General features: G+C 59.9%; 12 protein-coding genes. 4 read left to right on the forward strand and 8 right to left on the reverse strand.

Going from position 1 to position 14,312, the window contains the following annotated elements; all coding sequences use genetic code 11:
• Window positions 1-10 precede the first annotated feature (10 nt).
• Together EGM97_RS08150 and EGM97_RS08155 are read left to right on the forward strand one after the other, a co-directional pair.
• Entirely contained in the window at window positions 11-577 is a 567-nt protein-coding gene (locus EGM97_RS08150; RefSeq protein ID WP_238965175.1) for a CsiV family protein, read from the forward strand.
• An 11-nt stretch (window positions 578-588) separates the two neighbouring features.
• Window positions 589-3,282: a DEAD/DEAH box helicase gene (locus EGM97_RS08155; RefSeq protein ID WP_238965176.1), complete on the forward strand. Its 2,694-nt coding sequence runs from the start codon at window positions 589-591 to the stop codon at window positions 3,280-3,282.
• A 78-nt stretch (window positions 3,283-3,360) separates the two neighbouring features.
• Here EGM97_RS08155 and nagZ read toward each other — a convergent pair whose 3' ends face one another.
• Window positions 3,361-4,359 (reverse strand): beta-N-acetylhexosaminidase, encoded by a 999-nt coding sequence (nagZ, locus tag EGM97_RS08160; RefSeq protein WP_238965241.1) that lies wholly within the window; start codon window positions 4,357-4,359, stop codon window positions 3,361-3,363.
• Window positions 4,360-4,519: 160 nt separating this feature from the next.
• Entirely contained in the window at window positions 4,520-5,227 is a 708-nt protein-coding gene (locus EGM97_RS08165) for a TetR/AcrR family transcriptional regulator (protein ID WP_053158676.1), read from the reverse strand.
• 241 nt (window positions 5,228-5,468) lie between these two features.
• Between EGM97_RS08165 and lexA the strand changes: the two genes are divergently transcribed.
• Window positions 5,469-6,077 (forward strand): transcriptional repressor LexA, encoded by a 609-nt coding sequence (gene lexA / locus EGM97_RS08170; protein WP_053158679.1) that lies wholly within the window; start codon window positions 5,469-5,471, stop codon window positions 6,075-6,077.
• Window positions 6,078-6,088: 11 nt separating this feature from the next.
• Window positions 6,089-6,562 carry an SOS-induced cell division inhibitor SulA gene (gene sulA, locus EGM97_RS08175; RefSeq protein ID WP_238965177.1) on the forward strand — a complete coding sequence of 158 codons (474 nt, stop codon included), beginning with the start codon at window positions 6,089-6,091 and terminating at the stop codon, window positions 6,560-6,562.
• 74 nt (window positions 6,563-6,636) lie between these two features.
• On the opposite strand, the gene EGM97_RS08180 is transcribed toward sulA, so the two are convergent.
• The 6 genes from EGM97_RS08180 to fadB all read right to left on the reverse strand — a co-directional run bounded on the left by EGM97_RS08180 (window position 6,637) and on the right by fadB (window position 14,156).
• The gene (locus EGM97_RS08180; RefSeq protein WP_053158690.1) at window positions 6,637-6,870 is read right to left on the reverse strand and encodes a hypothetical protein; all 234 of its coding nucleotides are present in this window, start codon (window positions 6,868-6,870) and stop codon (window positions 6,637-6,639) included.
• Window positions 6,871-6,976: 106 nt separating this feature from the next.
• Complete coding sequence (locus EGM97_RS08185) at window positions 6,977-7,501, reverse strand: DUF6586 family protein (RefSeq protein ID WP_238965178.1); 525 nt, start codon at window positions 7,499-7,501, stop codon at window positions 6,977-6,979.
• 241 nt (window positions 7,502-7,742) lie between these two features.
• Window positions 7,743-10,352 carry a type I DNA topoisomerase gene (topA, locus tag EGM97_RS08190; RefSeq protein WP_053158694.1) on the reverse strand — a complete coding sequence of 870 codons (2,610 nt, stop codon included), beginning with the start codon at window positions 10,350-10,352 and terminating at the stop codon, window positions 7,743-7,745.
• Window positions 10,353-10,467: 115 nt separating this feature from the next.
• Entirely contained in the window at window positions 10,468-10,704 is a 237-nt protein-coding gene (locus EGM97_RS08195; RefSeq protein ID WP_053158697.1) for a DUF1653 domain-containing protein, read from the reverse strand.
• Between the two features lie 98 nt (window positions 10,705-10,802).
• Window positions 10,803-11,978: an acetyl-CoA C-acyltransferase FadA gene (gene fadA / locus EGM97_RS08200; protein ID WP_238965179.1), complete on the reverse strand. Its 1,176-nt coding sequence runs from the start codon at window positions 11,976-11,978 to the stop codon at window positions 10,803-10,805.
• Window positions 11,979-12,008: 30 nt separating this feature from the next.
• Entirely contained in the window at window positions 12,009-14,156 is a 2,148-nt protein-coding gene (gene fadB, locus EGM97_RS08205) for a fatty acid oxidation complex subunit alpha FadB (RefSeq protein WP_238965180.1), read from the reverse strand.
• Window positions 14,157-14,312: the final 156 nt, after the last annotated feature.

Consider the following 14,312-nt stretch of genomic DNA (forward strand, 5'->3'; position numbering starts at 1 on the left):
AGGACGCCCAATGCGCCTGTTTCGCTCACTGACCTTGTTGATGACCCTGGTCGCCCCCCTGGCATTTGCCGACGACCTGTATCAGGTTGAAATGATTCTGGTACGCCAGAATGCCGAGCCGGCGATTATCAGCCGCGCCGCGCCGGAAGACTGGGATGCCGGCGCCCAACGCCTGGCCGCTGACAGCCAGCGCACGCCGGCGATGGGCAACATCGTGGAAAAACTCAACGCCAGCGGCCAGTACACGGTGTTGATGCACAAAGCCTGGCAACAGACCCTCGGTGAACAGGGCAACAAGATCGCCATCAGCGACGGCGCCGAACAGTTCGGTCAGTTCCCCATCGAAGGCACATTGGAATTGAAGCTGGGCCGCTTCACCGATGTAGACGCCGACTTCTGGGTCAACCAGATCGACGGCAATGGCCTGGTCACCGCCAGCGAACGCCTGAAACAGAAAAGCCACACCAAGAACGGCCAGCTCAACTACCTGGACAACGGTCATCTTGCCTTGCTGATCAAGATCACCTCGCTCACCGCGCCCGCTCCACGGCAGGCACCTGACGTCATTCCGGACTGATCGGCGCGCCTATGCCCTCGCCCCTGAGCAAACCGTTGGCACCTTCCTGGGTCAATCGATTCAAGGAACAGAGCCTGGAGCGTGGGCGCCGCTACGCACAGGAAAACCGCGTCAGGATCGTCGAGACCGGCGAAAGCATCATCACCGCCAGTTGCGAAGGCTCCGGCGGCAGCGTTTACCGTCAGACCATTCGCCTGAAAGAGTCAGCCAAGGGCACCCTTCTGTTGCTTGAAGCCGCCTGTTCCTGCCCGGTGCGCATCAACTGCAAGCACTGCGCCGCGGTGTTGCTGCAAGTCCAGGAAACCCTGGCCTACCCGGCTGCCGAAAAGGACGCACAATTGCTGGAGAAACTCCAGGCGGTGCTGGACAACCGCAGCCCCAAGGCTCCTCCGCAGGTGTTGGTGGACAACGTTCAACCCGTCCCGCGCTTGTGGCTGGCCAGCATCGAGTTCAGCGCCTTCGAGCCACGCAACGGCAAAATGCAACGCTACATCCAGCACCGCGCCGCCCTTTCGTTCAACTATCTGGACGAATACGTCAGCGGCCAGCGCAACACGGATGTGCTGATTCGCCAGGAAACCCAGACGCTACGGATAAAACGCCACACCGAGGTGGAACAGTCCTACCGCGAACAATTGAGAATTCTCGGCTTCAAGATCGCAACCAGACAAAGCAAGGCCCTGCCGGAAAGTGCCGGCGAGCTGTATGAAATGGTCAACGACAGCGCCTGGCTGACCTTCACCCTCAATGACCTGCCGAAACTGCGCGGCCAGCGCTGGGAATTGCAGATTGACGAGGATTTCGGCTTCGACCTGACCGCCGTGGATGACTGGTACGCCACCGTCGAGGAGACACCGGAGCGGGACTGGTTCGACCTGGAGCTGGGAATCATCGTCAACGGCGAACGACTGAGCCTGCTGCCAATTCTGTTGAACCTGATGCGCTCGCACATCGAACTGTTCAACCCGGAACGCCTGGCAAGGCGTCGCGATGACGAACTCATCCTGGTCAACTTGCCGAACCGCCCGAATTCGGAGTTCGGTCCGCAACAGGTGGCCCTGCCCTATGGCCGATTGAAACCGGTGCTGGCGACCCTGGGCGAGTTCTACTTACAGGAACCCGGCACCACCAAGCTGCGCCTGAACACCGCGGACGCCCTGCGCCTCAACCCGCTGCAGGACCTGCCTCTGCGCTGGGAAGGTGGCGAGCACATCCGCAGCCTGGCCCAACGCCTGCGGGACATCAAGGACTACACCGCGACCGCGCCAGAGGGCCTTAACGCGACACTGCGGCCTTACCAGCTCGAAGGCTTGAGCTGGATGCAATCGCTGCGACAGCTGGAGGTCGGCGGCATCCTTGCGGATGACATGGGCCTGGGCAAGACCCTACAAACCCTGGCGCATATTCTCAGCGAAAAAAACGCCGGCCGCCTCGACCGGCCTTGCATGGTAGTGATGCCCACCAGCCTGATTCCCAACTGGCTCGACGAGGCTGCTCACTTCACACCGCAACTGAAGGTGCTTGCGCTGTATGGCGCCGGCCGCAAGAAGTATTTTGACCGGCTGGACGATTACGATCTGGTACTGACGACGTACGCGCTGTTGCCCAAGGATGTGGAGCGCCTGAAAAGCCAGCCCCTGCATGTACTGATCCTCGATGAAGCCCAGTACATCAAGAACCCCACCAGCAAAGCCGCCCAGGCCGCGCGGGAACTCGACGCCCGGCAGCGTCTGTGCCTGTCCGGCACGCCGCTGGAGAATCATCTGGGCGAGTTGTGGTCGTTGTTTCACTTCTTGTTGCCGGGGTGGCTTGGAGACGTTAAAAGCTTTAACCGCGATTACCGTGTGCCAATTGAAAAGCGCGGCAGCGATGCAAGACTCAAGCACCTCAATGGGCGGGTAAAACCCTTTTTGCTGCGCAGGACGAAAGAGCAAGTGGCGACGGAATTACCGCCCAAGACCGAGATCGTCCACTGGGTTGAACTCAGCGATGCGCAGCGAGATGTCTACGAGACCATGCGCCTGGCCATGGACAAGAAAGTGCGCGACGAAATCACCCGAAAGGGCGTCGCCCGCAGCCAGATCATCATCCTGGAGGCCTTGCTCAAGCTTCGCCAGGTCTGTTGCGACTTGCGCCTGATCAATGATGCTGCGTTGCCTGCCCGGGGCAGCACCTCGGGCAAACTCGACAGCTTGATGGAAATGCTCGAAGAACTGTTTGAAGAAGGTCGTAGGGTCCTGCTGTTTTCCCAGTTCACCTCGATGCTGTCGCTGATCGAGGATGAACTGAAAAAGCGCAGTGTCGACTACGCCATCCTGACCGGCCAGACCCGGGATCGCCGCACGCCCGTCAAAGAGTTCCAGAATGGCAAGCGCCAGATCTTCCTGATCAGTCTGAAGGCAGGGGGCGTGGGGTTGAACCTGACTGAAGCCGACACCGTGATTCATTACGACCCATGGTGGAACCCCGCCACCGAAAACCAGGCAACCGACCGCGCCTATCGCATCGGCCAGGAAAAACCGGTGTTCGTCTACAAACTGATTGCCCGAGGCACGGTGGAAGAGAAGATCCAGCTGCTGCAAAAGGAAAAGTCCGACCTGGCGGCCGGCGTGCTGGACGGCCGCGTGACCGGCGACTGGCAGTTGCAGAGCGACGATATCGAAGCACTGTTTGCGCCCCTGCCGGACAAGCTGGAAAAGCGCTGACAGGGTCCGCGCCCTTCCTGGATCGCCAGTCATCCCGTTATTCGCGGTCTGCTTATGCAACAGCCATCGAACAGCGCTCTAATCGATCAACTGCGCAGCTTTCAACGCACCGACGGCCTTCAGCCAGCGCGGATCCTGGCGGTACTCGGTGGTGGCGAACGCCTGGCCGCGCATGCGTGCGATCCGGGCCGACGGTTTGACCTTCAGGCGCTGGGCAGCGCTCAAGGCCAACTCCGCGGCAGCACGGTCGTTGCAGACCAGGCCCATGTCGCAACCGGCCGACAACGCGGCCTCGATACGGCTGGCGGCATCGCCGACCACATGGGCACCGGCCATCGACAGGTCGTCACTGAAGATCACGCCGTCGAATTGCAATTCGCCCCGCAGGATGTCCTGCAACCAGCGCCGGGAAAATCCCGCCGGATTCGCATCTACCTGCGGATAAATGACATGGGCAGGCATCACCGCAGCCAACTGCTTGCTCAACCTGGCGAAGGGCACCAGGTCTTTGGCGCGAATCTGTTCGAGACTGCGTTCGTCATTGGGAATCGCCACATGGGAGTCGGCCTCTGCCCAGCCATGGCCAGGAAAATGCTTGCCGGTCGCCGCCATGCCAGCCTCGTTCATGCCGCGAATGAACGCGCCAGCCAACAACGCGGCGCGTTGCGGATCACCTTCGAAGGCACGGCTGCCCACCACCGCGCTGCGCTGGTAATCGAGATCCAGCACCGGAGCAAAACTCAAGTCGAGACCAACGGACAGCACCTCGGTCGCCATGATCCAGCCACACTGCTCGGCCAGGTACTCGGCATTCGGATTGTCGGCGATGGCCCGCATGGCCGGCAAGCGGACAAACCCCTGGCGCAGGCGCTGGACACGTCCGCCCTCCTGGTCGACCGCCAGCAAAAGGTCGGGACGAATGGCGCGGATCGACGCGCTCAATTCGCGCACTTGCCGCGGATGCTCGATATTGCGAGCGAAAATGATCAGCCCGCCCACTTCCGGCTGACGCAACAGGTGGCGATCTTCGGCCGTCAGCCAGGTACCGGCGACGTCCACCATCAACGAGCCTTGCAGGCCAGCAGTCATAGCATTTCCTTAATAACGATGAACCCACGCGACCACGGCTGCACGGACCGGACTGACGGCTGTCGCGGTCGTGCGAAGGATGGAGTGGATTCGGAAGAAAGTGGGCATGGGCGGCTAGCTTAGCGGATGTAGGCCGCCACGCCCACCCTCAGGCCTTGGCGAGCGCCGGGGCCGTTTTGCTGCGTGGACGCAACTGTGCGGCGGCCATGGCATCGTCGGTGACACCGCTTTCGGCACGCATGCCAGCGGCCAGGAACGGCACCATCAGGCGCATTACCTGTTCAATCGAGGTGTTTACGCCGAAATCGGTTTCAGCGATCGCCCTCAACGCCTTGATGCCGGACATGCTGAACGCGGCGGCGCCGAGCATGAAGTGCACGCGCCAGAACAGCTCGATCGGCGGGATACGCGGCGCTGCTTCGTTGACCAGCAGCATATAGCGACGGAATACCTTGCCGTACATGTCTTCGAGGTAACGCCGCAGGTGGCCCTGGCTCTGGCTGAAAGCCAGACCCAACAGGCGCATGAAAATGGAAAGATCGTTACCGCTGCGAGGCTGCACGGCAAGCGCTTGCTCGACCAGCATCTCCAGCAGCTCCTCGAGGGTAGGCTTGACGTCGGGCTTGGCCTGGCGACGCTCCAGTTCGCGGTCGAGGCTGAGGCAGAAAGGTCCGAGGAATCGCGAAAAAACCGCCTGGATCAGTGCTTTTTTAGAGCCGAAATGATAGTTCACCGCCGCCAGGTTTACCCCAGCCTTGCTGGTAATCAGACGCAACGAGGTTTCGGCGAAACCTTTTTCCGCGAACAACTGCTCGGCAGCATCGAGAATACGTTCAACGGTTTCCGACTGGGCCATGACTACTCCGCCTGACAAACACTTGTTTGAAACATACGTTTCGAGCCCTGGGGTTGTCAAGCCTGGCGGGACGTTTTGCGAACGACCGGTCAGCTATTTAACCACACCTTCGGCGGGCTGTAGCCATGCCGCAGGCAACCGGCCGATCGACCGTCCAGCGGCCGGCGAAAAAAGGAGGATTGCCAAGCGACGCTCACTGTATATAATCCCAGTCACTGTATAAAAAGACAGAGCGATCAATATGCTAAAGCTGACGCCACGCCAAGCCGAGATTCTGGCCTTCATCAAACGCTGCCTGGAAGACAACGGCTATCCACCGACCCGCGCGGAAATCGCTCAGGAACTGGGTTTCAAGTCACCCAACGCGGCTGAAGAACACCTCAAGGCACTGGCTCGCAAGGGCGCAATCGAAATGACGCCGGGGGCCTCCCGCGGCATTCGCATCCCAGGCTTCGAAGCCAAGGCCGACGAAACCACCCTGCCGATCATCGGCCGCGTGGCGGCTGGCGCGCCGATTCTTGCCCAACAGCACGTCGAAGAATCCTGCAACATCAATCCTTCATTTTTCCATCCACGAGCAGACTACCTCCTTCGCGTCCACGGCATGAGCATGAAGGACATCGGCATCTTCGACGGCGACCTGCTGGCTGTGCACACCACCCGTGAAGCCCGTAATGGCCAGATCGTCGTGGCGCGTATCGGTGACGAAGTCACCGTCAAACGCTTCAAGCGCGATGGCAGCAAGGTCTGGCTGATCGCCGAAAACCCCGAATTCGCCCCCATCGAAGTGAACCTGAAAGAACAGGACCTCGTCATCGAAGGCTTGAGCGTCGGCGTCATTCGCCGCTAAAAGGAGGCTTTATGCATTTCCCTCACACACCACAGCACACGCAACTGCCGCTGTTCGAGGCATTCATGGCCCAGCCTTTGGCTCCAGTCCTCAAGGACGTGATCGAGTCCCCCTGGGGCGTCGAGCCCGAGGCATTCAGTGAATTGTCGCTGCGTGGTGCGGCCGGGAACTGCCTGAATCTGCTGGCACCGATCCTACGAGAACTGAGCCAGGACCAGGGCGCTCGCTGGCTGACGCTGATCGCGCCTCCGGCCAGCGTTACCCAGGCTTGGCTGCGGGACGCAGGCCTTAATCGCGAACGCATCCTGCTCCTGCAACCACGGGGCACCCAGAGCGCTCATCAGCTAACGTGCGAAGCGTTGCGCCTGGGGCGCAGCCATACGGTGGTCAGCTGGCTCAACCCGTTAAGCGCGACAGCGCGGCAACAGCTGATCAGCGCCGCCCGCACCGGGGACGCACAAAGCTTGAATATTCGTTTGGGCTGAGGCATGCGCGGGGCTTCTCCAGGAATGAGAAGCCGACCGATAGCAATATCTTTCAAAAAACCGACAGACGGGGATCAATGAAGAACCCGTGGTCCTTCTTCCTTGTTGAATTCGCCCTCAACCAGGCGGCCTGCCATCTGGACACCCACGCTTAACATCGCCTTGGCGACCTCGACATGCTGGCCTTGCAGGAACGCCTTGGCATCTTCGGAGAAACTCAGGGTAACCAGGGAACCCTCGTCCTCAGCCCTGCGCAGCTCGATGCGGCCATCAGGAAGTTCGACAATTTCTAGAAAGGACGTAGGCATAAAAGTCTGTTCTCCACGAAAGGCGAGGATTATATAGTCATCGGCCAGGCTTCGCTCGGGATCTTGACCAAGCGCTGTCGGTGAACGTGACGGCCGCAAGCGGCATTCAGCATTCGTTCAAGCTTTCACGGAAGCGAATCGCCAGGCCCTTGAGGTTCTGGCGCCAACTCTCCAGCTCCTCTCGACTCAGCTCCTCCTCGGGCTCCTGTTCGTCCAGATTGACCGCCATGATCAACGACTGGGTCACGTCGCCCTTGGGCTTGCGCGGGGCCCGTGGAGGCTGGAACAGCGCCCCGTGCGCCGCCAGCAGCTTGGCCAGCCAGGTTTCCGGGTTTTGAGCCAGCTCGATCATTTCGGCCAGTTCAGGAATGGCAATGTCTTGCAGCACTTCCCGAGTCAGCAGCGACTCTGCCCGCGAGGCATTCGCCTGCGGCAGCCTATAGAAGCCTGCAATTTCATGGCACAACCCCAATAACGCCCCATACAGATGAAATAATGCGGACTCGCGCCCGGCCTGAAGCAACGCCGGGGAATTGATTGCGCGCCCATCCCCTGCCCTGGCAAGCGCTTCAAGGGACAAGCCGGCGAAATAGATCTTCTGGTTGGTGCGGGTGTAGAGCTCGTGGGCCATGACGGCATCTCCCAACGACATGAAAGCTTTACGCAAGTGCGACAGTGTCGTGGATCAACCAAGACCTCTGCAAGCCAAATGCGGACAAAGGAACAAGCGGTGTGCTGTGGGAGCGAGCCCGCTCGCGATAAGGGTGCAACAGTCAGCATTGAGCTTGACTGCCCCACCGCTTCGCGAGCAGGCTCGCTCCCACAGTTCCTTATCTGGCTGACAGGCGCTGAACAAGCCCTGCCACCCTAGATCAACGCTTGTCTTCCACTGTCCACTTACCGCCATCGTAGTAAGCCTTCCAACCGGTAGGCTTGCCATCGACTTCGGTCTGCACGTATTGCTCTTTGGTCTTGCGGCTGTAGCGAATCACCGCCGGACGCCCATCCGGATCCTTCTGCGGCGCTTCGCAGAGGAAATGGTACTTCGGATCGATCTCGTCCTTATGGGGCAGCAGTTCCATCACCAGGGGCGCGCGGGTTTCGCGATTCTTCGGGAATTGGCTGGCCGCCAGGAACAGGCCAGATGCGCCGTCACGCAGGATATAGGTGTCGTTGACCTTCTCGCACTTGAGCTCCGGCATCTTCACCGGATCCATTTTCGGTGGTGCGGCGTCGCCGCTCCTGAGCAGCTTGCGGGTATTCTTGCAGGTCGGATTGGTGCAACCGAAGAACTTGCCGAAACGGCCGGTCTTGAGCTGCATCTCGCTACCGCACTTATCGCACTCCAGGCTCGGGCCCTCATAACCTTTGATGCGATAAGTGCCCTCCTCAATCTCATACCCCGCGCAATCCGGGTTGTTACCGCAGATATGCAGCTTGCGCTTTTCGTCCAGCAGGTAGGCATCCATCGCAGTGCTGCAGATCGGGCAGCGATGCTTGCCGCGCAGCACCAGAGACTCCGACTCGCCCTCATCGTCCGCCGCGATTTCATCGCCCGGCACCAGGTTGACCGTCGCCTTGCAGCGCTCCTTGGGCGGCAGGCTATAGCCCGAGCAGCCAAGGAAAACACCGGTCGAGGCCGTGCGGATCTGCATTGGACGACCGCAGGTCTGACACGGAATGTCAGTCATGACCGGTTGGTTGGCCCGCATGCCGTTGTCAGCGCTTTCAGCGACCTCGAGCTTTTTCTTGAAGTCGCCGTAGAACTCGTCGAGCACACTCTTCCAGTCCCGCTCGCCCTGGGCCACATCGTCGAGATTTTCTTCCATACCGGCGGTAAAGCCGTAGTCCATCAGGTTCGAGAAGCTTTCGGACAGACGCTCGGTCACGATGTCGCCCATTTTTTCCGAATAGAACCGACGGTTGTGCAACGCCACGTAGCCGCGATCCTGGATGGTGGAAATGATCGCCGCGTAAGTCGAAGGCCGACCGATACCGCGCTTTTCCATTTCCTTGACCAGGCTGGCTTCCGAGTAACGGGCCGGCGGCTTGGTGAAGTGCTGCGTCGGGTCGAGCTTGATGAGCTTAAGCACATCGCCCTGGGCCATGTCCGGCAAGACATCGTCATCCCCTGGCTTGGTAATTTGCGGCATGACGCGAGTGTAGCCGTCGAACTTGAGGATGCGGCCCTTGGCGCGCAGCTCGAAGTCCCCGGCTCCCACACTGACGGTAGTCGACAGGTATTGCGCCGGCAGCATCTGGCAGGCCAGGAACTGGCGCCAGATCAGCTCATAGAGACGCTCCGCATCACGCTCCATACCCGACAACTTGCTCGGCTCGGTGTTGGCATCGGACGGACGAATCGCTTCGTGAGCCTCTTGCGCGCCTTCCTTGCTGCTGTAGACATTTGGCGTGTCCGGCAGGTACTTCTTGCCGAATTCGCTTTCGATGTAAGTGCGCGCCATCGCCACGGCATCAGCCGAAAGGTTGGTCGAGTCGGTACGCATGTAGGTGATGTAGCCCGCTTCGTACAGACGCTGGGCCATCATCATGGTTTTCTTCACGCCGAAGCCCAGGCGGTTGCTTGCGGCTTGTTGCAGCGTGGACGTAATGAACGGCGCCGAAGGCTTGCTACTGGTCGGTTTGTCTTCACGCTTGACGATGCTGTAGGAAGAAGCCTTGAGCTTCTCCAGTGCGGCCATGGCCTGGGCTTCGTTGAGCGGTTTGAAGGCTTCGCCCTTTTCGCGAGCCACTTCGAAACGCACGGTCGCCCCCTTGGCAGTGCCAAGGTCCGCATGGACTTCCCAGTATTCCTCGGGGATGAACGCCCGGATCTCGCGCTCGCGCTCCACCACCAGCTTCACCGCGACCGACTGCACACGACCGGCCGACAGGCCACGGGCGATTTTGGCCCACAGCAGGGGCGAGACCATGTAGCCCACCACGCGGTCGAGGAAGCGACGCGCCTGCTGGGCGTTGACCCGGGCGATGTCCAGCTCTCCCGGCTCGGAGAACGCTTCCTGGATGGCCTTCTTGGTGATTTCGTTGAACACCACACGCTTGTAGCGGCTGTCATCGCCACCGATGGCTTCGCGCAGGTGCCAGGCAATGGCCTCCCCTTCGCGGTCCAAGTCCGTTGCGAGATAGATGGTGTCGGCGTCCTTGGCGAGCCGACGCAGTTCTTCGATGACCTTTTCCTTGCCTGGAAGGATCTCGTACTTGGCTTTCCAACCGTGTTCCGGATCCACACCCATGCGCGAGACCAGCTGCTTGCGCGCCTTTTCCTTCGGCGACAACGCCGGCGCTTCACCAGCCGTCTTGCCGCGCTTGGCGGCCGGCTCTTTGCTGGCGCTGGCCGAACCGCTGGTGGGCAGGTCTCGGATATGGCCGATACTCGACTTCACCACGTATTGGTTGCCCAGATACTTGTTGATGGTCTTGGCCTTAGCCGGGGATTCCACAATGACCAGCGATTTGCCCATGGATCGGAAAATTCCTGAATTCTAAAAAGTGAAAGGCGGTAGGCGCCTGACGCGGCACCGCTATATATAGTGGCTGCAAGGTGAGGTCAAGCGCAGGGTTTCCTGCATACAGGCCTCATGGCTTTGAAAAAATGCTCTCCTCGGCCTGGACCAAAGCAAAGCGCGGCACCCGTTCGCCGTCAACCTCGACGGACTCCTGGAACATGCTCAAGGGGCGCACCCAAAAGCCGTAATCGCCATACAGGGCCTGGTAAAAGACCACTTCTTCCTCGGTCTCGGAATGCCGCGCAATGCTGAACACGCGGTACTGCGGACCTTTGTAATGCTGGTAGAGCCCTGGTTGTATCGGCATGCTTCGGCCCTCACTCAAGTCGCTTCAAAATAAAAACAAAATAAATCTGCAAAAACAAAAACCGGGGCACTCGGCCCCGGCTTCCATCACCGCAACGCTCAGACGCGTTCGAAGACAGTGGCGATGCCTTGGCCGAGGCCAATGCACATGGTGGACACCCCGAAAGTGCCGCCGTTCTGTTTCATGACGTTCAGCAACGTACCGGAGATACGTGCACCGGAACAACCGAACGGGTGACCCAGGGCGATAGCGCCGCCGTGAAGGTTAACCTTCTCGTCCATCTTGTCGAGCACTTTCAAGTCCTTCAGCACGGGCAGAGCCTGTGCAGCGAACGCTTCGTTGAGCTCGATGAAGTCGATATCGGCCATGCTCAGGCCGGCACGCTTCAAGGCCTTTTGCGTGGCCGGTACTGGACCATAGCCCATGATCGCCGGGTCCACACCCGCCACCGCCATCGAACGGATCACCGCCATCGGCTGGATACCCAGGTCCTGGGCACGCTGGGCCGACATCACGATCATGCACGAAGCACCGTCGGTGATCTGCGACGAAGTACCGGCCGTCACGGTACCACCTTTGGGGTTGAAGGCCGGCTTGAGGCTCGCCAGGCTTTCGAGGGTGGTGTCCGGTCGGATGGTTTCGTCATAGTCGAACAGCTTCAGGAAGCCGTTCTCGTCGTAACCCTGCATCGGGATGATCTCGTCCTTGAACTTGCCTTCCACCGTAGCCTTGTGGGCGAGCTGGTGGGAACGCACGCCAAAGGCGTCCTGCTGCTCACGGGTGATGCCATGCATCTTGCCCAGCATTTCCGCGGTCAGGCCCATCATGCCGGAAGCTTTTGCCGCGTACAGCGACATGTGCGGGTTCGGGTCGACGCCGTGCATCATGCTCACGTGGCCCATGTGCTCTACACCGCCGACGACGAATACGTCGCCGTTGCCGGTCATGATTGCCTGGGCAGCGGTGTGCAGCGCGCTCATGGACGAACCGCACAGGCGGCTGACGGTCTGGCCGGCCGATGTGTGGGGAATCTGGGTCATCAGCGAAGCCATGCGGGCGATGTTCCAGCCCTGCTCCAGGGTCTGGTTCACACAACCCCAGATCACGTCCTCGACTTCATTCGGATCGACCTTGACGTTGCGTTCCAGCAGCTTGCTGATCAGGTGCGCCGACATGTCCTCGGCACGGGTGTTGCGGTGCATGCCGCCCTTGGAGCGGCCCATCGGCGTACGACCGAAGTCGACGATCACGACGTCTCTAGGATTCAAGCTCATAAATGTTCTCTCGCTCTAGTCGTTGGGCGCTTAACCGAAGAAGCTCTGACCGTTCTTGGCCATTTCACGCAGCTTCGCGGTCGGGTGGTACAGCGCGCCCAGATCAGCGTACTGGTCAGCCAGGGCAACGAACTGGGCAACACCGATCGAATCGATGTAGCGCAGCGCACCGCCACGGAATGGAGGGAAACCGATACCGTAGACCAGACCCATGTCCGCTTCAGCGGCGGTTTCGACAATGCCGTCTTCCAGGCAACGCACGGTTTCCAGGCACAGCGGGATCATCATCCAGTTGATGATGTCCTCGTCTGTGACTTCGCGCTGCTCGTAGACGATCGGCTTGAGCACTTCCAGTACCGACGGGTCGGCCACTTTCTTCTGCTTGCCACGCTTATCGGTTTCGTAGGCATAGAAGCCCTTGCCATTCTTCTGGCCCAGGCGCTTGGCTTCGTAAAGCACGTCGACGGCCGAGCGACGGTCGCCCTTCATGCGGTCCGGGAAACCTTCGGCCATGACATCGCGACCATGGTGACCGGTGTCGATACCGACCACGTCCATCAAGTAGGCCGGTCCCATCGGCCAACCGAATTTCTCCATGATCTTGTCGATACGCACGAAGTCCACGCCGGCGCTGACCAACTTGGCGAAACCGCCGAAGTACGGGAACAACACGCGGTTGACCAAAAAGCCCGGGCAATCGTTGACGACGATCGGGTTCTTGCCCATTTTCTTGGCGTAGGCCACGGTGGTAGCGATGGCCTGCTCGCTGGACTTCTCGCCACGGATCACTTCCACCAGCGGCATCATGTGCACGGGGTTGAAGAAATGCATGCCGACAAAGTTTTCCGGACGCTTGAGGGCCTTGGCCAGCAGCGAAATGGAAATGGTCGAGGTGTTGGAGGCAAGGATGGTGTCTTCCTTCACCTTGTCTTCGACTTCAGCCAATACCGCCTGCTTGACCTTCGGATTCTCGACGACCGCTTCGACCACCAGGTCGACATGACCGAAGTCGCCATAAGACAGGGTCGGGCGAATGCCGTTGAGCACTTCGGCCATCTTCGCGGCGGTCATGCGGCCTTTCTCGACGCGCCCCACCAGCAGCTTGGCGGCTTCGGCCAGCCCCTGCTCGATACCGTGTTCATTGATATCTTTCATCAGGATCGGCGTGCCTTTGGACGCCGACTGATAAGCGATACCGCCACCCATGATGCCCGCGCCCAACACGGCGGCCTGCTTCACGTCACGGGCGATTTCGTCGTAGGCCTTGGCCTTTTTCTTCAGTTCCTGGTCATTGAGGAACAGACCGATCAGGCTTTGTGCCGCAGAGGTCTTGGCCAACTTGACGAAGCCAGCAGCCTCGGCTTCCAGGGCCTTGTCGCGTCCAAAGTTCGCGGCTTTCTGGATAGTCTTGATCGCTTCGACCGGCGCCGGGTAGTTCGGGCCCGCCTGGCCGGCCACGAAACCTTTGGCAGTTTCGAAGGCCATCATCTGTTCGATGGCGTTGAGCTTGAGCTTTTCCAGTTTTGGCTGGCGCTTGGCCTTGTGATCGAACTCACCGCTGATGGCACGCTTGATCAGTTCGAGGGTGGCGTCCTGGAGTTTGCCAGGCTCGACCACGGCATCCACGGCACCCACTTTGAGCGCGTCTTCGGCACGGTTTTCCTTGCCGGCGGCAATCCACTCAATGGCGTTGTCGACGCCGATCAAGCGTGGCAGGCGCACGGTGCCGCCGAAGCCGGGGTAGATCCCCAACTTGACTTCGGGCAGACCAATCTTGGCCGACGACGACATGACGCGATAATCCGCCGCCAGGCACATTTCCAGCCCGCCCCCCAGGGCGATACCGTTGATAGCCGCCACGGTCGGAACGTTGAGGTCTTCGAAGTCGCTGAAGATACGGTTGGCTTCGAGGTTGCCAGCGATCAGTTCGGCATCGGGCAGCTTGAAGTTGTCGACGAACTCGGTGATGTCGGCGCCGACGATGAACACGTCCTTGCCACTGCTGACGATCACACCCTTGATCGAAGCATCTGCCTTGATAGTGTCCACGGCCTGACGCAGTTCGTTCAGGGTTAGACGGTTGAACTTGTTGACGGACTCACCCTTGAGGTCGAATTTCAGTTCGACGATGCCGCTTTCAAGAGCCTTAACCGTGATGGCTTTACCTTCGTAAATCATCAACTGATCTCCACGATATGGAAGCTGAACAGTACACGTTGGACGCTGACCACTGGTTCGGCATTGACGTTTACCGTCGATGCTACGCCAATCCGCCAGGCACACCCGTCAACGCGATAGTCGGGTTTCTGTAGGACCGTTCGGAAAATACAAACG

It is taken from the genome of Pseudomonas sp. AF32 (assembly GCF_022342325.2).
GTDB lineage: Bacteria > Pseudomonadota > Gammaproteobacteria > Pseudomonadales > Pseudomonadaceae > Aquipseudomonas > Aquipseudomonas uvaldensis.